The 18,585-nt window shown below is 73.7% G+C and carries 14 protein-coding genes, 2 pseudogenes and 2 riboswitches; of the genes and pseudogenes, 7 read left to right on the top strand and 9 right to left on the bottom strand.

The window, feature by feature from the left end; genetic code table 11:
* Positions 1-22: 22 nt before the first annotated feature.
* On the bottom strand, positions 23-628 hold the full coding sequence (locus tag ACLJT4_RS16065) for a TetR/AcrR family transcriptional regulator (protein WP_411122997.1): 606 nt from the start codon (positions 626-628) through the stop codon (positions 23-25).
* Positions 629-686: 58 nt separating this feature from the next.
* On the opposite strand from ACLJT4_RS16065, the gene ACLJT4_RS16070 reads away from it, so the two are divergent.
* A complete protein-coding gene (locus ACLJT4_RS16070) occupies positions 687-1,229 on the top strand; it encodes a GNAT family N-acetyltransferase (RefSeq protein ID WP_016577996.1) in 543 nt (180 codons plus the stop codon).
* Positions 1,230-1,232: 3 nt separating this feature from the next.
* Here ACLJT4_RS16070 and ACLJT4_RS16075 read toward each other — a convergent pair.
* Positions 1,233-2,560 (bottom strand): annotated as a pseudogene (locus ACLJT4_RS16075) (MFS transporter).
* Between the two features lie 337 nt (positions 2,561-2,897).
* On the opposite strand from ACLJT4_RS16075, the gene ACLJT4_RS16080 reads away from it, so the two are divergent.
* Positions 2,898-4,184, top strand: coding sequence for an ATP-binding protein (locus tag ACLJT4_RS16080; RefSeq protein WP_411122998.1), 1,287 nt, complete (start codon positions 2,898-2,900; stop codon positions 4,182-4,184).
* Here the strand turns inward: ACLJT4_RS16080 and ACLJT4_RS16085 are convergent.
* Genes ACLJT4_RS16085 through ACLJT4_RS16095 form a run of 3 tightly spaced genes read right to left on the bottom strand, consistent with a single transcriptional unit; the run spans position 4,162 to position 8,351 of the window.
* Complete coding sequence (locus ACLJT4_RS16085; RefSeq protein ID WP_411122999.1) at positions 4,162-6,921, bottom strand: molybdopterin-dependent oxidoreductase; 2,760 nt, start codon at positions 6,919-6,921, stop codon at positions 4,162-4,164. The genes ACLJT4_RS16080 and ACLJT4_RS16085 overlap by 23 nt on opposite strands.
* Positions 6,918-7,757, bottom strand: coding sequence for an FAD binding domain-containing protein (locus ACLJT4_RS16090; protein ID WP_411123000.1), 840 nt, complete (start codon positions 7,755-7,757; stop codon positions 6,918-6,920). The genes ACLJT4_RS16085 and ACLJT4_RS16090 overlap by 4 nt, the downstream gene beginning before the upstream one ends.
* Positions 7,758-7,802: 45 nt before the next feature.
* On the bottom strand, positions 7,803-8,351 hold the full coding sequence (locus tag ACLJT4_RS16095; protein ID WP_411123001.1) for a nucleoside deaminase: 549 nt from the start codon (positions 8,349-8,351) through the stop codon (positions 7,803-7,805).
* 138 nt (positions 8,352-8,489) lie between these two features.
* Here ACLJT4_RS16095 and ACLJT4_RS16100 point away from each other — a divergent pair, with 138 nt between their 5' ends.
* On the top strand, positions 8,490-9,458 hold the full coding sequence (locus tag ACLJT4_RS16100; RefSeq protein ID WP_411123002.1) for an antibiotic biosynthesis monooxygenase: 969 nt from the start codon (positions 8,490-8,492) through the stop codon (positions 9,456-9,458).
* 143 nt (positions 9,459-9,601) lie between these two features.
* On the opposite strand, the gene ACLJT4_RS16105 is transcribed toward ACLJT4_RS16100, so the two are convergent.
* Positions 9,602-11,020, bottom strand: a complete 1,419-nt coding sequence (locus tag ACLJT4_RS16105) for an amino acid permease (protein ID WP_411123003.1) — start codon at positions 11,018-11,020, stop codon at positions 9,602-9,604.
* A gap of 427 nt (positions 11,021-11,447) precedes the next feature.
* Positions 11,448-11,527, top strand: a riboswitch (cobalamin riboswitch).
* 61 nt (positions 11,528-11,588) lie between these two features.
* Between ACLJT4_RS16105 and ACLJT4_RS16110 the strand changes: the two genes are divergently transcribed.
* On the top strand, positions 11,589-11,810 hold the full coding sequence (locus tag ACLJT4_RS16110) for a CbtB domain-containing protein (RefSeq protein ID WP_411123004.1): 222 nt from the start codon (positions 11,589-11,591) through the stop codon (positions 11,808-11,810).
* Between the two features lie 19 nt (positions 11,811-11,829).
* Positions 11,830-12,582: a CbtA family protein gene (locus ACLJT4_RS16115; RefSeq protein ID WP_411123005.1), complete on the top strand. Its 753-nt coding sequence runs from the start codon at positions 11,830-11,832 to the stop codon at positions 12,580-12,582.
* A gap of 125 nt (positions 12,583-12,707) precedes the next feature.
* On the opposite strand, the gene ACLJT4_RS16120 is transcribed toward ACLJT4_RS16115, so the two are convergent.
* Together ACLJT4_RS16120 and ACLJT4_RS16125 are read right to left on the bottom strand one after the other, a co-directional pair.
* Positions 12,708-13,304 (bottom strand): histidine phosphatase family protein, encoded by a 597-nt coding sequence (locus ACLJT4_RS16120; protein WP_411123006.1) that lies wholly within the window; start codon positions 13,302-13,304, stop codon positions 12,708-12,710.
* 104 nt (positions 13,305-13,408) lie between these two features.
* A pseudogene (locus ACLJT4_RS16125) lies at positions 13,409-13,609 on the bottom strand (helix-turn-helix domain-containing protein); the annotation flags it as partial.
* Positions 13,610-13,954: 345 nt separating this feature from the next.
* Between ACLJT4_RS16125 and ACLJT4_RS16130 the strand changes: the two are divergent.
* A complete protein-coding gene (locus tag ACLJT4_RS16130) occupies positions 13,955-15,067 on the top strand; it encodes an ABC transporter substrate-binding protein (RefSeq protein ID WP_411123007.1) in 1,113 nt (370 codons plus the stop codon).
* Positions 15,068-15,156: 89 nt separating this feature from the next.
* Here the strand turns inward: ACLJT4_RS16130 and metE are convergent, their stop codons facing one another.
* Positions 15,157-17,466 (bottom strand): 5-methyltetrahydropteroyltriglutamate--homocysteine S-methyltransferase, encoded by a 2,310-nt coding sequence (gene metE / locus ACLJT4_RS16135; protein WP_411123008.1) that lies wholly within the window; start codon positions 17,464-17,466, stop codon positions 15,157-15,159.
* Between the two features lie 211 nt (positions 17,467-17,677).
* Positions 17,678-17,830: riboswitch (cobalamin riboswitch) on the bottom strand.
* Between the two features lie 231 nt (positions 17,831-18,061).
* On the opposite strand from metE, the gene ACLJT4_RS16140 reads away from it, so the two are divergent.
* Complete coding sequence (locus ACLJT4_RS16140; RefSeq protein WP_275466079.1) at positions 18,062-18,568, top strand: nucleoside deaminase; 507 nt, start codon at positions 18,062-18,064, stop codon at positions 18,566-18,568.
* Positions 18,569-18,585: the final 17 nt, after the last annotated feature.

Consider the following 18,585-nt stretch of genomic DNA (forward strand, 5'->3'; position numbering starts at 1 on the left):
TAGACGTTGTCTAAAAGTGTTTCTAGTTCAAGTCGGGGGTGCGGAGGGCCGCCAGGAAGCCGTCGACCGCCGCGGTCTGGGCCTGGGCGGGGAAGCGGTCCGGGTCGAACAGGGCCTGGACGGTCAGGCCGTGGGCGAACGCGACCACCGTCGCGGCGAGTTGGTCGACATCGGCGTCGGCGGGGAGCTCGGCCAGGGTGCGGGCGGCGGCCAGGTGGGGGCGGAGCGCGGCGCGGATGCGGGCGTAACGGTCGGCCTGGTCGGCGTGCAGGCCCGGGTCGGCCAGGGCCTGGTCCCACGAGCCGACCCAGATCCGGTTGCGGGCGGTGTTCTCCTCGCCGATCGGCAGCAGGTCCAGGAGGGTGGCGCGGAGGGCGGCGAGCCCCGGTTGGGGGTGCGGGCGACGGGGGCGCTCCGCGCCGTCCTTCTCCAGCAGTTCGAGGGCGTGCACGATCAGGGCCCGTTTGGTCGGGAAGTAGTGCATGACCAGGCCGGTGGAGACGTCCAACTCGGCCGCCACGGCGCGCAGGGTCAGGCCGCCGAAGCCCTTGGCGGCCAATATGCGCCACACCGCTTGGGAGACGCGCTCGCGACGGGATGCGTGATCGACGGGGGCGGGAGGAGGCATGGGGATTAGGGTACGTACCGAACGCTTGTTACGTACCGTGGACGCAGACGGAGGACCCATGTTCGCCTTGCCGCTCGATGACGGCGCCCAACTGCGGCCCCTGGAGCCCTGGCAGGCGCCGGAGTTCCTGGCCCACATAGAGCGCGCGCGGCCCACCGTGGACCCCTGGATCCCGTGGGCGACCCGCAGCACCGACCTGGTGACCGCGCTCACCGTCCTCCAGGGCTACGCGGACGGCCAAGCCAAGGACGGCGCCCGCATTTACGGCATCTGGTTGGACGGGGTGCTGGTCGGCGGCGTGATGTTCACGCAGTTCGACGCGGCGCTGGGAGTCTGCGAGATCGGCTGCTGGTTGGAGTCGGCGGGGGAGGGGCGCGGTCTGGTGCACCGCGCCAGTCGGCTGCTGATCGACTGGGCCTTCCGGGAGCGCGGGATGAGCCGCGTGGAGTGGCGGACGACGCCCACCAACAAGCGCAGCGTCGCGGCGGCGCGCCGGCTCGGCATGCGTCGCGACGGGGTGCTGCGCCAGCAGTTCCCGTACCGGGGCGTCCGGCAGGACACGGAGATCTGGTCCGTCCTCGCGGAGGAGTGGGACGGGTGACTCCTAGGGCAAGGGCCGGCGGTGGTCGTCGCGGTGCAGCGTGGCCAGGGCCAGGGTGCCCAGGGCGCAGGTGACGATGACGTAGTAGGCGGGTACGTCGGGGTTGCCGGTGCGCCGGATCAGTTCGGTGACCAGCAGCCCGGCGCAGCCGGAGAACACCGCGTTGGACAGCGCGTAGGCCACGCCGAGGCCGGTGGTGCGGACCGGCGTGCGGAACGTCTCGGCAAGCATCGCCGGCCCCGGCCCGGCCAGCAGACCCACCAGCGCGCCGGCGACGGCCACCGCCCCGCACGTCAACCACAGGGGTGCGGAGCGCTGCTGGACGAGGTGCAGCAGGGGCAGTGCGCACACCGCCGAGAGGGCGGCACCGGTCACCATCACCGCGCGCCGGCCCACCCGGTCGCTCAGCGCGCCCGCGGGGAGGATCGTGACGGCGAAGCCGAGGTTGGCGATGACCGTGGTGAGCAGGGACCGGGCCGGACTCGCCCCGACGGTGTTCTGGAGGTAGGACGGCAGCACCACCAGCAACGTGTAACCCGCCGCCGACCAGGCCACGAGGCGCCCGCATCCCAGGACGACCGCCCGGGCCGTGCTCCGCAGCGGCGGCCGGGGCGCGGGCGGGGCGCCGTCACCGCCCGCGCGATCCGGCGCGCTGCGGCGGAACGCCGGGGACTCGGGCAGGCCCAGGCGCAGCAGCAGGGCGAGGGCCCCATCGGCAGGGCCGCCAGGAACGGCAGCCGCCAGCCCCACGCCGCGACCTGCGCCGCCGACAGCACGGTCGTCACCAGGGTCGCCGCGGCCGCGCCCCCGAGCAGTCCGAGCGCGACGGTGAAGGACTGCCACGCGCCGTACCGCCCCCGTTTCCCGTCGGGCGCGCACTCGGTCATCAAGGCGACGGCGCCGCCGAACTCCCCGCCCGCGGAGAGGCCCTGGACGATCCGCAGCGCGGTCAGCAACCAGGGGGCGGCCGCGCCCGCAGTGGCATATGTGGGCAGCGCCCCGATCAGCGTCGTGGCGCCGGTCATCGTCACCACCGCCGCGATCAGCACCGGCCGACGGCCGAAGCGGTCGCCGGCCCGGCCGAGGAGGAACGCGCCCAGCGGTCGGAAGAAGAAGGCCAGCGCGAACGTCGCATACGTCTTGACCAGGGCCTCCGCGGCTCCGCCACCCTGCGGGGTGAAGAAGTTGGCGGCGACGACGGTGGCGAAGTAGCCGTAGACGCCGAACTCGTACCACTCGATGAAGTTGCCCACCGCGCCCGCGGCGACGGCCCGGGCCCCGGGCGCGGTCCGACCGGGTGCCCGGCGCGGTTCGTCTGTGGAGGTCGTCATGTCCGGCAGTCTTCCCACCGACCGGGTCCGGGTCGCCGGTGCCGGGCGGCCGGCCCGGCGCACCGCCACCGAACCGAGCGGTCCGCATGCACAGCGTGGCGAGCGGGCGGAGTTGCCGCCCACTCGCCCGAGGTCCTCCGGCCGCCCCTCGCGGGACACCGCGCGGCGGGTGACAATCGACGCACGGCGCCCGTGCGGCGCCCCCGCTCCACACCGAGCGGGCAGGGAGGACGAGGGGCCGCCCACAGGGCGGCCACCGCTTCCCGACCGTGCGGGCGGCACAGGCCCGACGTGTCGGGGCGTGCCCCTCGGCACCGGTCCGGAGAGGTGACGTGCGATGTCTCCATGGCGGGTCCGTGCGCTGGAGGAGAGCGATCTGGACCAGGTGGTGCGCATCTGGGAAGAAGCGCCGGACGCCACCGTGGGCCTCGCGGTGAGCCTGGCGGAGGCGGTGAGCGCGCTGCACGCCGAAGCGCCGGCCGTGGTGGCCGTGGTGGGCGACCAGATCGTCGGTGCCGCGGTCTCCCTGGTGGCGCAGGAACGCGCCTGGATCCTGCGGATGGCGGTGGGCCAGCCGTGGCGGGGGCACGGCGTCGGGCAGGCGCTGTTGGCGGCCCTGGAGGACCGGTTGGGGCGATCCGGGGTGCGCCGCATCGGGGCGCTGCTGCCGGACGAGGAGGCCGGCCAGCGGGCGTTCACCCGCGCCGGCTACGTGGCCCGACCGGACCTGCACTACGTCGAGAAGCAGCTGACCGCGGACTCCGCCGAGGCCACCTTGCTCGACCAACTCGGCGGGACCGTGCCGGACGCCGGCCTGTGGGACGGCATCGCCGGCATGAGCGCCGAGAAGGCGCTGATCGAGCGTCGGCTGGTGCTCCCGCTGGAGCACCCCGACGTCGCCGGCGAGTACCGCCTGGTGCCGCCCCGCGCCGTGGTGCTCTTCGGCCCGCCCGGCACCGGCAAGACCACCTTCGCGCGGGCGGTCGCCTCCCGGCTGCGCTGGCCGTTCATCGAGGTGTTCCCCTACCAGCTCGCCGACGACGCGCACGGCGTCGCGGCCGGACTCCGTCGGCTCTTCGCCCGCGTCGAGCACCTGGAGCAGGCCGTGCTGTTCTTCGACGAGGCCGAGGAGATCGCCTCCGAGCGGCACGACCCGACGACGCTCGCGCACCGGGTCACCAACGAACTCCTCAAGCTCATACCGCAGTTCCGGCGCGGTGAGCGCCGGCTGCTGATCTGCGCCACCAATGCGGTGCGCTCCCTCGACCCGGCCTTCCTGCGTCCGGGCCGCTTCGACTACCTCATCCCCGTCGGGCCGCCCGACCCCCAGGCCCGGCGTGCCATCTGGATCCGCTACATCGGCCCGGACCGCGCGGCCGGCCTCGAACTCGACGCGCTGGTCGAGGCCAGTGACCGGTTCACGCCCGCGGACATCGAGTACGCGGCGCGCACCGCCGCGCAGAGCGCCTTCGAACGTCACCTGGCCTCCGGGCCGGACGAGGGCGCCGATCCGACCCGGCTCACCGGCGACTACCTCCAGGCGATCGCGCACACCCGGACGTCGCTGACCGAGGACGACATCCGCGCCTTCGACCGGGACCTCAGGACCGCCGCCCGAGTGTGAGGTACTCCCGCGCGGTGGTGGTCGCGCGGGCGGCGGCGAGGGCCAGGCAGACGCGGTCGCGGGTCAGCGGCAGCACGCCGAAGCGGATGCCGGTGGCGTCCCGCACCGCGTTGGCCAGGGCGGGGGCGACCGGGGTGAACGGGCTCTCGCTCATCGACTTGGCGCCCAGCGGCCCGAGGGCGTCCGCGGTGTCGGCGAAGTACACCTCGGTCCGCGGCACGTCACCGAACGCCGGGACGTGGTAGGTGCGGAAGGACGTGGTGACGAGGTGCCCGTCGTCGTCCCACAGCAGCGACTCGTACAGGGCCGCGCCGACGGCCTGCGCGACGCCGCCCTCGATCTGGCCGCGGCACTGCAACGGATTGACGACCCGGCCGGCGTCGGCCGCGTGGACGCTCCGCAGGATCCTGATCTCGCCGGTGCTGGTGTGCACCGCGACCCGGAAGCCCTGCACGTTGAACGCGACGGAACGCGGCGTGCCCTCGCTCGTGGCGGTCGCGGACAGTTCCGGGCCGGTGGCCCGGGACCGCGTCGCGAGGTCGGCGAGCGGGACGCGGGCCTCGCCGCAGCGCACGTGGTCGTCGGCCGGCGCGCAGGCGGCCGGCTCGACCCCGGCGTAGCGCGCCCCGGCCGCGATGATGCGGGTCCGCAGTTCCTCGGCGGCCCGGGTCGCCGCCAGCCCCGCGACCACGATCCCGGTGGAGCCGAACGCGCCGGTGTCGTGGTCGAGGCGGTCGGTGTCGGCGTGCACGATCCGGATCCGTTCGGGACGGGTCCCGAGTACGTCCGCGACGAGTTGCCGGTGCGCGGTGGTCGTGCCGCTGCCGAACTCGGCGGTGCCGACGGTGAGTTCGTAGTGTCCGTCGGCGCGCAGGGCGATCCGGGCCTCGGCGTGGTGTCCGCGCGGCGGGATCGTGTCGATCATCCCCAGCGCGATGCCCTGCCCGACGCGCCAGTCCGCGCCCGCCGGCGGGCGCGCGCCGGCGTCGCGGCGCAGCGCCGAGCGGACCAGGGCCAGGCACTGGTCCAGGCCGTAGCTGCCGATCTCGACGTCGTCGGGTGCGGCGTCGAAGCTCAGCAGCGGATCGCCGGGCCGGATCACGTTGCGCTCGCGGAAGGCGATCGGGTCCGTCCCGAGCGCGCGGGCCAGTTCGTCCATGGCCGACTCGACGGCGAAGATCGTCTGGCTGAGTCCGTAGCCGCGGTAGGCCCCGGAGGGCACGGTGTTGGTGTAGACGGCGTAGCCGTCGACCTTCTTGTTCGGGCAGCGGTAGACGGCGATCGACTCGTTGCAGCCGTGGATCACGGCGGTGGCGTGGTTGCCGTACGCGCCGGTGTTGGCGACGGCCCGCAGTTGCAGTGCGGTGAGGGTGCCGTCGCGCCGGGCCGCGGCCTTGACCCGCACGCTCATGGGGTGCCGGACGGCGGTGGCGGTGAACTCCTCCTCGCGCGTCAACTCCAACTGCACCGGCCGGCCGGTGCGTAGGGCCGCCAACGCGACGACGTCCTCGGTGAACATCTCCTGCTTGGCGCCGAAGCCGCCGCCGACCCGGCCGCACAGCACCCGGACCCGGTCCTTGGGCAACGCGAAGAGGGTGCACAGGGCGTCCCGGGTGAGGAACGGCACCTGACTGCTGGTCCGGACGGTGAGCCGGCCGGCGGCGTCCAGCCAGGCGAGCGAGGCGTGGCTCTCCAGGTGCGCGTGCTGGAGGCGGTGACTGACGTAGGTGTCCTCGTGGATGACGTCGGCCGTCGCGAAGGCCGCTTCGACGTCGCCCAGGTCGCCGTGCACCTCGGCGGCGATGTTGCGGTCGGCGTCCGCGATGTACTGTTCGGGCCCCTTGTCGCCGTGCAGCACCGGGGAGCCGGGCGTCATGGCCACCTCGGGGTCGAACACGTCGGGCAACACCTCGTAGGTGACGGCCAGTTGGCGGCATCCTTCTTCCGCGGCGGCCACGCTGTCGGCCACCACCGCCGCGACCCGCTGCCCGGCGAAGCGGACCACGTCGTCGAAGAGCCGGGTGTCGGCCGGGTCGAGGGTGGCGTCCTCGTGCCGTCCCGTGGAGTACCGGCGGGCCGGCGCGTCCTCGTGGGTGAACACGGCCCGCACCCCCGGCACCGCACGCGCGGCGCTGGTGTCGATCGCGGTGATCCGGGCGTGCGCGTGCGGCGCGTGCACCAACTTCGCGTGCAGCAGGCCCTCGACGGAGACGTCCAGGGTGTAGCGGGCCGTGCCCGTCACCACCTGAGGGCCGGCCGGCGCGGGCAGGTTCCGCCCCACCGACTCCCCTTCGGCATCGTCGTCGACCCGTACGACGCCGTGGACGGCGTCCTCGATCGCCCGGTACCCGGTGCACCGGCACAGGTTGCCCTTCAACGCCTCGGGGAGGTTGCGCCGTTGCTCGGGATCGAGCGCGGCCACCGTCGTGATCAGGCCCGCCGTGCAGAAGCCGCACTGGAATCCCTGCGCGGCCAGGAAGTCCCGCTGCACCGGATGCAACGCGGCGTCGCCGGCGAGCCCTTCGACCGTCGTCACCCGGCGGCCGGCGGCGCGGAACGCCGGGAAGAGGCAACTGTGCACCGGCTCGCCGTCGACGTGCACGGTGCACGCCCCGCAGTCCCCGGCGTCACAGCCCATCTTCACCCCGAACCAGCCCAGCTCGCGCAGGTAGCTGCGCAGGCACTGTCCGGGCCGCGGTTCCCTGGTGAAGACCCGGCCGTTGACCTCGCACCTCATCGTGCTCCCTCCTGCCGCGGCCGGGCCAACTCGGCGCGGATCTCCTCGGCGAACCTGACGGTCATGAGCCGCCGCCAGGCAGGCGCGCCGTGCACGTCGTGGTGGTAGAGCCACGGTGGAACGGCCCGTTCCAGCGCGGTGAGCAGCTCCGCCGCCCCGGGCAGCCCGGGGAAGGCCAGTCGGACCGGGCGGACGGTGGCGGCGGTGACGGTCAGCGTGAACGCGCCGTCGTCGGGCGATCGCCGCCCGATGAGCAGCGCCGCGGAACGGCCGTGCGGGGTCAGCGAGATCCGGCGGAAGGCGGTGCGGCAGCGCAGTGCCGCGGCCGGCAGGGTGACCGAGCGCAGCAGTTCGCCGGGGGCCAGCACGTTGCGCTGCGGGCCGGTGACGAAGTCGAGGGCGGCGACCTGCCGCACACCGCCGTCGGGCCGCCAGAGGGTGCAGACCCCGTCGAGCGCCGTGGCCAGCGAGATCATCGGGCCCGCCGGCAGCGACAGGCACAGGTTGCCGCCCACGGTGGCCTCGTTCGCGACCTTGAACGAACCCAGCAGCGCCCGTCGGCACTGACCGATCAGCGGGGCCGCCGCCCATTCCGCCGGCGGGTCGATCCGGCCGAGTCGGGCCAGCGTGCAGGTGGCCGCGATCTCCAGCCCGTCTGCGTCGATCCGGAACGGTGGCCAGTCGAACCCCCGCAGGTCGATGAGGCGGCGGAGGTGGGGTTGGGGTGCGGAGAACAGCCAGGTACCACCGGCCAGCCAGGCGTCGCCCGGCCGCCAGGTCGCCTGGGCCGCGCGGGTGGGTGCCGCCACGACCGCGGTGACGGTGTCGAGGTCCATCCGGTACCCCCAGGCAGGCGGCGGGAAGGCGGGGCGGGCAGGCGGTCAGTACGGGTGGCGGTTCGGCTTGTCCGTCCACGCCTGGTAGGAGCGGGCGCCCAACTCCGGGTACACCCGGGCGATGGTGATGCTCCGTTCTTCCGGGGGCTTGCGGAAGTCCTCGTACTGGAAGGCGTCGCTGAAGCCGATCTCCTCGGTGGCCTGCCAGTCACAGCTGAAGTAGACGGCGTCGATCCGCGACCAGTAGATGGCGCTCATGCACATCGGGCAGGGGGCGCCGCTGGTGTAGATCGAGCAGCCCTGGAGCATCCGCGCACGCTCCGGCAGCCGGTCCGGTGAACCCTCAGGGCGGGGCACCAACTCCAACGTGTACAAGTTCTGGTGCTCCTCGGAGACGGTGGGTGCCTCGGTGTTGAGGAACTGGACCGCCTTGCGGATGGCCTCCACCTCACCGTGTGCGGTCGGATCCGCCGTCAGCAGCACGCGGTTCTGGCCGCGCGCGATGATTTCGTCGCCGCGGGTGATCACCGCACCGAACGGGCCGCCCCAGCCCTCCTCGACGGATTCGGTCGCCAACGCGACCGCTTCGGCCATGAATTCTCTGTGCCCCATGACCGGTGCCTCCGATCAGAGCGTCGCGTCCGGTCCCCGATGAGCGGGAGAACCTCGGCGGTTCACCAAGGAGAAGGAGGTTTGTCACTTTATGACCCTTTGTGGATTAGTCTAGTAAGGGTGAGTTGCCCTGCAAGCCGTGGCTCCCGCAGCGACGTCGCGACCGTCGTGATCTCGCAGAAGGTCCGGGCGGGCCGGGAGGACGACTACCGGCGCTGGCAGGAGCGCACCAGCGAGACGGTGCGCGCGTTCCCCGGGTTCGAGGGGACGGAGGTCTACCCACCGGGCTCCGCGGCCGAGAACGAATGGGTCGTCGTCTTCCGGTTCGCTCACCTCGGCCAGTTGTCGGCCTGGCTGGATTCCGAGGCGCGCCGGGCCCTGATCGAGCAGGGGCGCGACCTCTTCGAGGAGCCGCCCGCGCAGGAGGTCCTCGTCGGCGGCACTCCGGTCCAGGACTCCGTGACCGCGGTGATCTCCCACGAGGTACGACCCGACCAGGAACAGGACTTCGTGCGGTGGCAGGCCCGGGTACTGGCGGCCCAACGGACCTTCCCCGGCTTCATGGGATCGGAGCTGTTCCGCCCGGTGCAGGGCGTCCAGGGCAGGTGGGTCGCAGTCTTCCGGTTCGACCACCGCCGCCACCTCGACGCCTGGCTCGCCTCCGCCGAGCGCACCCGACTCCTCGCCGAGGGCCGCGCCTTCTTCGTCTCCTGCGACGTGCGCAAGGTCGGTTCGGCGTTCGGCAGTTGGTTCCGCTTCGACTCGCGCGCCGAGGAGGGCGCACCGCCCAACTGGAAGCAGGCCATGTGCGTGCTCCTGGCGCTCTATCCCACCGTCCAGGTCCTGAACCTCACCGTGGGTTCCCGGTTCGGCGCGCTCGGGGTGCCCGGATACCTCAGCCTGTTCCTCTCGAACGTGCTGAGCGTCGCCATCCTGACCTGGCTGCTCCTGCCGTTGATCAACCGGGTCCTCGCCTTCTGGCTGGTGCCCGGCCGGGCGCGGCCCCTGCGCACCGAGGTGGCGGGCGCCGTGCTGGTCGCCCTGTGCTGGGTGGCGTTCCTGGTGCTCTTCGCCCTGACCACCGGCTGAGCCGCGCGGCGGGGCCCTCCGGCGCCCGTGGCGCCGCCCCCCGGGTGCGCCGAGGGCCCGGCCGGTGCCGTGCGGACGCGCGGCGGCCCGCTCGTGGATGCTGTCCACGGGCGGGCCGCTGCGGGTGCCGGTCGCGGTGGCGACTACGGCTGGGGGGTACTCAGACCGCGCCGGTCGCGCCGGTGCTTGAGGCGGTCGGCGACGATCAGTGCCGCCACCACGACGGCGGTGCCGACGAGCTGGTGACGGCCGTCCGAGGAGGTGGCCATCACCGCGAAGACGCCGAGGATGGCCGCCAGCGCCACCCACGTCAGATACGGGAAGCCCCACATCCGCACCAACAGCAGCTCGGGCGTCTCGCGCTCCAGGCGGCGGCGCATCTTCAGCTGGGTGAGGCAGACGATGGTCCAGACGACCAGTACCGAGCAGCCGGCGATGTTCAGCAGCCAGGCGAACACCGTGGTCGGCCAGATGATGCCGGCGATCACGGCCGCGAAGCCGAACAGGCAGGACGCCACCACCGCGGCGGCCGGCACGCCGTTGGTCACCTTGCTCAGGAGCCGCGGGCCCTGGCCCCGGGTGACCAGCGAGTACGCCATGCGGGACGAGCCGTAGATGTTGGCGTTCATCGCGGAGAGCAGCGCCACCAGCACCACGACCTGCATGATCGTGCCGGCGGCCGGGATGCCCAGTCGGTCGAGCACGGTGACGTAGGGGCCGGCCGTGGCGACCTTCGGGTCGTTCCACGGGACCAGGGTGACCACCACGGCCATGGAGCCGATGTAGAAGACGGCGATGCGCCAGACGGCGGTGCGGACCGCGCGGACCACGTTGCGGCGCGGCTCGTCGGACTCGGCAGCGGCGATGGTGACCGTCTCCAGCCCGGCGAACCCGGAGATGGTGGTCAGCAGCCCGGCGGCGAGGCCGGCGGCGCCGGTCGGGAAGAAGCCGCCGTGGTCGGTGAGGTTGCCGGCGCCGGGGGAGTTCCCGAACACACCGAGGATGCCGAGCACGCCCAGCACCAGGAACGCCACGATCACGGTGACCTTGATGGTGGAGAACCAGAACTCGAACTCGCCGAAGTTCTTGACCGCGGTCAGGTTGCTGGCGCAGAAGAACACCATGAAGACCGCGACCCAGCCGTAGGCCGGCAGGAACGGCACCCAGGAGTGCATGATCGCGCCCGCCGCGGTCGCCTCGGCGGCCACGCCGGCGCACAGCATCAGCCAGTACATCCAGCCCGAGGTGGTGCCGGCCCAGGTACCGAGTTCGGCCTCGGAGTGCACCGAGAACGAGCCGGTGGACGGGCGGGCCGCGGACATCTCCCCGAGCATCCGCATGATCAGCATGACCAGTGCGCCGGTGGCCGCGAAGAGGAGGACGATGGCCGGTCCGGCGGTGGCGATGCCGACCCCGGATCCCACGAAGAGTCCCGCGCCGATGACGCCGCCGAGCGCGATCATCGACAGGTGGCGCTGTTTGAGGCCGTGGGACAACGGGGGTGCAGGGTCCTGCACGGCCCGCGGGGAGTCCTGGGGCGACCGGGTGGTACTCCGAGTCATGCGTGCCCGTTCGTTGCTTGAGACGATCATTGAGCCCACGAGTCTGCGGCGACACGGTGCGTGAGCGCCGCGAATGTTCGCTATTCGGACACTGTGTTCACGCGTGGTGAATATGCGGACACGGGACCGGATGGGCAACCTCCGGTTCGCGCTCGCCCGGTGCGGGTCAAGAGGCCGCCGCGGCACGGCCGTTCGCCTCGGGACGGGCCGCGAGGCGCCCTCGTCCGCCGACGAACCGCGGAAGCGGCCCACGCGGCGCCGCACCGCCGCCGGTTCCGACACCGCGCCCACCCCGCCCCACCCGCCGCTGACCTGCACGCCCGCGGGCCGCACCGCCCGCCGGGGAACCGGGCACCCGTCGGCGGCCCGGTCTTGGCCATGCCCCTGTCACGCGGTACCGTCTCCTCGATATCGACGACGGCGAGGCGGAACCCGGTGGGAATCCGGGACGGTCGCGCCACTGTGAACGAGACGCCCCCGCGCGCCGGGAGCGTCCGTGAGTCAGACCCGCAGCCGCCGTCCAGTGCACCACCGAGATGGGACGCGAACTCCCAGAGGAGGCCCTGCCATGGCGCAGTCCGTCGCCCAGCCGACCGCCACCACCCCCGCCGTACCCGCCACGCTGCCGCTCAAGGCGATAGCTCCCTGGGCGGTCTTCTTCGGCATCCTGATGCTCGTCCTGCTGTACTTCGTCGGCGCCGAGCAGGGCGCCACCTCCGTGTTCGACGGCACGGACGTCCATGAGTGGGTGCACGACGCCCGCCACCTGCTCGGCTTCCCCTGCCACTGACGCGAGGGACGCCGCACCCATGAACTCCGCAACAGTGAGAAACCTCCTCGTGCGGGGCATGCTCGCCGGCCTCGCCGCCGGCGTGCTCGCCCTCGTCGTCGCCTACGTCCTCGGTGAACCCAGCGTCAACAGCGCCATCAGCTTCGAGGACGCCCACTCCCACGAGCACGAGATGGAAGTCGTCTCCCGCTCCCTGCAGTCCACCGCCGGCCTCGCCACCGGCGTCCTGGTCTACGGCGTGGCCTTCGGCGGCATCGCCGCGCTCGCCTTCTGCTTCGCGCTCGGCCGCGTCGGCCGCTTCGGCCCGCGCGCCACCGCCCTGCTGCTGTCCGGCTGCGCGCTGCTCGCCGTCTACGTCGTGCCGTTCCTGAAGTACCCGGCCAACCCGCCGTCCGTCGGCGACCCCGACACCATCGGCCAACGCACCACCCTGTACTTCCTGATGATGCTGCTCAGCGTGTTGCTGGCGATCGGCGCCACCCTCCTGGGCAAGCGGCTCGCACCCCGCCTGGGCACCTGGTGGGCGACCGTCGTCGCGGTGGCCGCCTTCGCCGTGGCGGTCGGGCTGGCGTACGCCTTCCTCCCGGTCATCAACGAGGTACCGACGGGCTTCCCGGCCGCGCTGCTGTGGCGGTTCCGCCTGGGCGCCCTCGCCATCCAGACCGCCCTCTGGGGCGCGTTCGGCCTGGCCTTCGGCGAACTGGCCGAACGCCTGCTGCACCCCCGGCCCGCGACGGCCGCACCCGGGGCGGCGGTTCCCGCCCCGCAGTGACGCCGCCCGTACCGAGAGGGCCCTCCGACACCGTCCGAGGGCCCTCTTGCGTTTCCGACGGGCAGACGGGCAGACGGGCAGACGGGCAGACGGGCAGACGGGCTGGCGGTCACCCACCACCGGCGTCAGGGCGCGTCCGCTGCGCCGGGAGTGCCCAGGGTGCGTCCGAGGCGGAGGTTCCACCGCCCGGACCGGCCGCTGAGCTCGGTCGCCGCGAGCGGAGGCACGTCCACCCGCCAGAACGCGGCCTCGGGAGCCCCCAACACGCCCACCACCACGGCCCGGACGACCTCCGGTTCGACGACCGCGAGCGTCCGCCCGTCCTGCCCGCCGCAGTCGGCCAACCACCGCGCCACCCGTGCGCACAGGTCCCGCACCGACTCGCCGCCGTGCGGTGCCGCGCCCGGATCGGCCAGCCACAGCGCCACCGCCGCGGGCTCCGCGGCCGCCACCTCGTCCAGCGTCCGCCCCCGCCAACGTCCCACGTCCCACGCCGCCAGTTCCGCCGCCGGGCCCGACGGCCCGGCGAGGCCGAGCGCCGCGGCGGTCTCCCGGCAGCGCACGGTGGGGGAGACGTGGACCCGGTCGGCGGCGGGCAGCGAGCCGGCCGCCGAGGCCGCCCGGGCCGCGCCGGCGGCGTCGAGCGAGGCCCCGTCGTCGAAGCGGGCCCGCCGCAACGCCGGGTTGCTGGCGGGGGAGATGAGGATGACACGGCTGGTCACGCGGGCGTTCCTCCTGCTTCCGGCACGGGACGGTGGCCTTCCTCCGACGGGCGCCGGCCCTCCACCGGATACGGCACGTACGTGCGCCGGTCCGGGGCGATGGCGGGTCGGTCGCCGGCCGGCCCCGCGGGGCGCAGCAGCACCGGAGCGGTCAGCGGGCGCCGGCCCTGCTCGATCTGGTCGGCGTAGCTGGTGGAGATGCCGAGCGCACGGGCCATCTCGACCTGGTTCATCCCGTGCACGCGCCGCAACCGGCGCGGCTTCGCGTGCGCGTAGACCTTCCGCTCGGTCGGTCGCCGGGCCACCGCACACCCCCTCCTCGCCCGGCCGTTCGCTGCCTGGGCGGGGGCAAAAATAGCATCCGCGGGATTCGCGGGATGCGCCGATCCACCGCCGGCAACGGTGCGGAATCCGCAGGTCGGCACGGTGGTCGGGGCGCTGCCCGGCATGCAGATCCGCTCCCGGCTGTACGAACTCGTCGGCTTCGCGTTAATGGGTTGCCGGTCGACGGGGGCCGTGGATGCAATGACCGGCATGATTCCCCAGGTGCGCCCGGGACGGCACGAGGGCACGAGCGCGCGGTGCCGTGCCCTGCCGCCCCGCGCTCCGGGCGCCCTGCCGCCGCCTCGTCGTTCGGGAGAAGCAGACGCATGAACACGCCACCCGCCCCAGCCGGAGCACCATCGACCGACGGGGCACCCGTCCGGATCGGCGCCCTCGCCCCGCTCACCCCGCCCGGCTGGACCGAAGCGGGCCACCACTTGCTCGCCGGCATCGAGGTGGCCGTTCGCGACGTCAATGACGCCGGCGGGATCGTCGGACGGCCACTGGAGGTGGTGGTCCGGGACACCGCGGCCGATCCGCAGCGGGCCGCGGCGGCCGTCGAGGAGTTGGCGCGCCTGGGGGTGGCTGCCGTGGTGGGGGAGTACCACAGCGTCGTGGCCCGGACCGCGGCCGTCAGGGCCGACACGCTCGGGCTGCCGTTCCTCTGCTCGTCGGCGGTGCTCGACGCCCTCACCGACGGGCCGACGCCATGGGTCGCGCGCCTCGCCCCGCCGCAGTCCCGCGGCTGGCGGATCTACGCGGACTTCCTGCTCGGCGCGGGCCACCGGCGCGTCGCCGTGGCAGCCGTGCCGAGCGTCTACTGGACGTCCGGGGCCCGCATCCTGCGGGACCACCTCGCGCCGCGCGGCGGTGACGTCGTCGCACTCGACGCGAGCACGCTCGCCCCAACGGACTTGTGCGACGCGCTCGTCGACCACGGTGCGACGGCCCTGCTGCTCCTGGTCGGCCACCCGGAACCGGCCGTGTCGATCGTCCGGGCCGTCCGCCGGGACCAGCGGCTCGCCGGGCTCCTGTTGGGCGCTCCGGCCGGGCAACCGGAGTTCGCCTCGTGGGCCGCGACGCTCGGCGACGACGGCGCCGGCATCCCGTTCCTGCGCTACCTGCCGGAGCGCCTCGGACCGTTCGGTGCGCGCGTGGCGGCGGCCCTGCACGAGCGGTTGGCCGAGCCACCCTCCTTCGTGGCCTTCGAGGGCTACGACACGGTCACCGTCCTCGCCGAAGTGCTGCGCTCGCACGGCCAGGACCGGGCGCGCATCGCCGGGGCCTGGCCGCGCGTCGAGATCGAGGGCACCCGCGGCCCGGTCAGGTTCGCCCGCACGCCGGGCATCGGCGTGTGGCAAGGGGACGGGGCACCGGTCCAGGTCGTCGACCGGGATCCGGCGGAGCCCGCCCGCTTCCGGATCCGTCACACCGGCTGACGGCGCGCGCGGGCCGGACGGTCCGAACGCGCCGGCGCCCGCCCCGGTCACGACGACCGGGGCGGGCCCGGCGGCCGCCGGACACGGGCCTACAACTCGGCGCGCACCGTCCGGGCCGCGCTGACCAGGCTCGCCAGGGACGCCCGGACCTCGGGCCAGTCGCGGGTCTTCAGCCCGCAGTCGGGGTTGACCCACAGGCGTTCCGCAGGGATGGCCCGCAGTCCGGTGCGCAGCAGGTCGGCGGCCTCCTGGGCGCTCGGGACGCGGGGGGAGTGGATGTCGTAGACACCCGGGCCGGCCTCGCGCGGGTAGCCGTGGGCGGCCAGTTCGCGGGCGACCTGCATGTGGGAGCGGGTGGCCTCCAGACTGATGACGTCGGCGTCGAGGTCGTCGATGGCCTGGACGACGTCGCCGAACTCGGCGTAGCACATGTGGGTGTGGACCTGGGTGTCGGGCCGTACCCCGCCGGTGGTCACCCGGAACGCCTCGGTCGCCCAGGCGAGGTACGCGGCGTGGTCGGCGGCCCGCAGCGGCAGGGTTTCGCGCAGTGCGGGCTCGTCGACCTGGATGACCGAGGTGCCGGCCGCCTCCAGGTCGTCGACCTCGTCGCGGAGCGCGAGGGCGACCTGGCGTGCGGTGTCGCCGAGGGGCTGGTCGTCGCGGACGAAGGACCAGGCGAGCATGGTGACGGGCCCGGTGAGCATGCCCTTGACGGGACGTTGGGTCAGCGACTGGGCGTACGTGGTCCAGCGGACGGTCATCGGCTCGGGGCGGGAGATGTCGCCGGCCAGGATCGGCGGGCGCACGTAGCGGGTGCCGTAGGACTGGACCCAGCCGTGCCGGGTGGCGAGGTAGCCGGTGAGCTGCTCGGCGAAGTACTGGACCATGTCGTTGCGTTCGGGCTCGCCGTGGACCAGGACGTCGAGGCCGGTCTTCTCCTGGAAGGCGATGACCTCCTGGATCTCGGCCTCGATGCGCTCCTCGTAGCCGGCGGTGTCGATGCGGCCGGCGCGCAGGTCGGCGCGGGCGGCGCGCAGTTCGCCGGTCTGCGGGAACGAGCCGATGGTGGTGGTCGGCAGCAGCGGCAGCCCGAGGTGGGTGCGCTGGGCGGCGGCCCGTTCCGCGTACGGCTGGGACCGGCGGGCGTCGGCCTCGGTGACGGCCCCGGCGCGGGCCCGCACCACCGGGTCGTGGGTGAGGGCGGAACGGGCGCGGGAGGCCAGGTCGGCACGGTTGGCGGCGAGTTCGGCGGCGATCGTGTCGGTGCCCTGTGACAGGCCCCGAGCCAGGGTCACCAGCTCGGTGGTCTTCTGCTTGGCGAAGGCCAGCCACCGCGCGATCTGCGGATCGACGTCCCGTTCGAGGCCGGCGTCCAGCGGCACGTGCAGCAACGAGCAGGACGCCGCGACGTCCACCCGGTCGGCGAGGCCGAGCAGCGTGCCGAGGGTGGCCAGCGACTTCTCCAGGTCGTTGATCCAGATGTTGCGGCCGTTGACCACGCCGGCCACCAGGCGCCTGCCCGGCAGGCCGCCGACGGCGGCCAGGGCGTCGAGGTTGGCGGCGGCGGCCTCGGTGAAGTCCAGTGCCAGGCCCTCGACGGGGGCCTTGGCCAGCACCGGCAGGGCGTCGCCGAGCCGGTCGAAGTAGGAGGCGAGCAGGAGCTGGGGCCGGTCGGTGCGGGCGCCCAGGTCACGGTAGGCGCGCGCCGCGGCGTTCAACTCGGCCGGCGTGCGGTCCTGGACCAGCGCCGGCTCGTCCAACTGCACCCACTGCGCGCCCGCCGCCCGCAGGTCCGCGAGGACCTCCGCGTAGACCGGCAGCAGCCGGTCCAGGAGCGTCAGCGGCTCGAAGTCCGCGGCGACCCCGGGGGCGGGCTTGGACAGCAGGAGATAGGTGACCGGCCCGACCAGCACCGGGCGGGCGGCCAGCCCCAGGGCGAGGGCCTCCTTGAGCTCGGCGACCTGCTTGCGGGAGTCGGCGACGAAGGCGGTGTCCGGCCCCAACTCGGGCACCAGGTAGTGGTAGTTGGTGTCGAACCACTTGGTCATCTCCAGCGGCGCCACGTCCTGCGTGCCGCGGGCCATCGCGAAGTAGCCGTCGAGCGGATCGGCGGCCACCGCCGCGCGGTGCCGCTCGGGCACCGCACCGACCATGACGCTGGCGTCCAGCACGTGGTCGTAGTACGAGAAGTCGCCGGTCGGCACCTCGTGCACGCCGGCGGCCACCAGGTCCTGCCAGTTGCCCCGGCGCAACTCGGCGGCGGTGGCCCGCAGGGCGTCCGCGGTGACGCGGCCCTTCCAGTAGCCCTCGATGGCCTGCTTCAGCTCCCGGCGCTGTCCCTGCCGGGGGTAGCCGTACACGGTGGCCCGTGCGGTCACGGCTTCGGGCTTGACGGTCACGGAGATCTCCTTCGCGAGATGAATCCCTGAGGTCCCGGCGACGGGACGAGAGCGCGAAGGGGTGGCGAACCCGGCGGTGCCCGACGCCCGCACGGGGAGCCCTGGTCCGCCTGGTGTCTACTCCCCCAGACTTCGTCCGGGGGCACCCCCAGCCCGCCCACGCGGTCACCGGGATGTCCGCGCACGAGTGGTTCGCGCGCGGGCAGTTGGCAGGTCTTCGGACTCGCGGGCGCGCCTCGTGTCGGACGAGACTCCTAATGGCCGTCGCTTCCCGGGCCCCGTACGTCGGGCCCAGTGCGTATGACGGCGGTCGTTCCCACTCACCGCTGCGGGGCAGTCCCGGATTCCCACCGGGTTCCCTCTTGCGACGCCTCCCGCCTGGCGGACGGGGCGAACCAGCTGCACCCGCCAGCCTACGGTGCGGGCCCGCGAACCACCGCGAGCCGTCCGGAACGCGGAAGGTGAGATGGGACAACCGGGGTACGGGTTTGCCGCGGACCCAGGGTGGGAAGCGCGGCAGACGCGGTGCCCGACCGGCCCGCGGCCGGGCGGCCCGTCGCCCGACGCATCCCGCAGACCCCGAGGAGTTCCCGGCATGACCGCCGCCCCGCACCGCACCGACCCGACCGCCAGCCCTGCCGACGTCGCGCTGCTGCACACCGCCGTCGCCGTGGCCCGCCGTGCCCGCGCGGCCGGCAACCACCCGTTCGGCGCGCTGCTCACCGGTCCCGACGGAGCGATCCTGCTGGAGGCCGAGAACACCGTCACCACCGAACGCGACGCCACCGGCCACGCCGAGACCAACCTCGTCCGCCTGGCCACCGCACGGTACGACGCCGACTTCCTGCGCGCCTGCACCCTCTACACCAGCACCGAACCCTGCGCGATGTGCGCGGGCGCGATCTACTGGGGCAACGTCGGCCGCGTCGTCTACGCGCTCGGCGAGGACGGGCTCCTGGCCATGACCGGCGCCGACGAGAAGAACCCCACCATGGCCCTGCCCTGCCGCGACGTCTTCGCGGCGGGACAGCGTCCCTTGGCGGTCGTCGGCCCCGTCGACCTCCCCGAGGCGCGCGAGGTCCACGCCGGCTTCTGGGACTGATCCCGCGGCGTGCGCCG

Source organism: Streptomyces sp. x-19, assembly GCF_046549115.1.
GTDB lineage: Bacteria > Actinomycetota > Actinomycetes > Streptomycetales > Streptomycetaceae > Streptomyces > Streptomyces albulus_C.

Coding starts and splice junctions, on each gene's coding strand:
- ACLJT4_RS16065 (WP_411122997.1), bottom strand. CDS start 628: ATGCCTCCTCCCGCCCCCGTCGATCACGCATCCCGTCGCGAGCGCGTC.
- ACLJT4_RS16070 (WP_016577996.1), top strand. CDS start 687: ATGTTCGCCTTGCCGCTCGATGACGGCGCCCAACTGCGGCCCCTGGAG.
- ACLJT4_RS16080 (WP_411122998.1), top strand. CDS start 2,898: ATGTCTCCATGGCGGGTCCGTGCGCTGGAGGAGAGCGATCTGGACCAG.
- ACLJT4_RS16085 (WP_411122999.1), bottom strand. CDS start 6,921: ATGAGGTGCGAGGTCAACGGCCGGGTCTTCACCAGGGAACCGCGGCCC.
- ACLJT4_RS16090 (WP_411123000.1), bottom strand. CDS start 7,757: ATGGACCTCGACACCGTCACCGCGGTCGTGGCGGCACCCACCCGCGCG.
- ACLJT4_RS16095 (WP_411123001.1), bottom strand. CDS start 8,351: ATGGCCGAAGCGGTCGCGTTGGCGACCGAATCCGTCGAGGAGGGCTGG.
- ACLJT4_RS16105 (WP_411123003.1), bottom strand. CDS start 11,020: ATGACTCGGAGTACCACCCGGTCGCCCCAGGACTCCCCGCGGGCCGTG.
- ACLJT4_RS16110 (WP_411123004.1), top strand. CDS start 11,589: ATGGCGCAGTCCGTCGCCCAGCCGACCGCCACCACCCCCGCCGTACCC.
- ACLJT4_RS16115 (WP_411123005.1), top strand. CDS start 11,830: ATGAACTCCGCAACAGTGAGAAACCTCCTCGTGCGGGGCATGCTCGCC.
- ACLJT4_RS16130 (WP_411123007.1), top strand. CDS start 13,955: ATGAACACGCCACCCGCCCCAGCCGGAGCACCATCGACCGACGGGGCA.
- ACLJT4_RS16140 (WP_275466079.1), top strand. CDS start 18,062: ATGACCGCCGCCCCGCACCGCACCGACCCGACCGCCAGCCCTGCCGAC.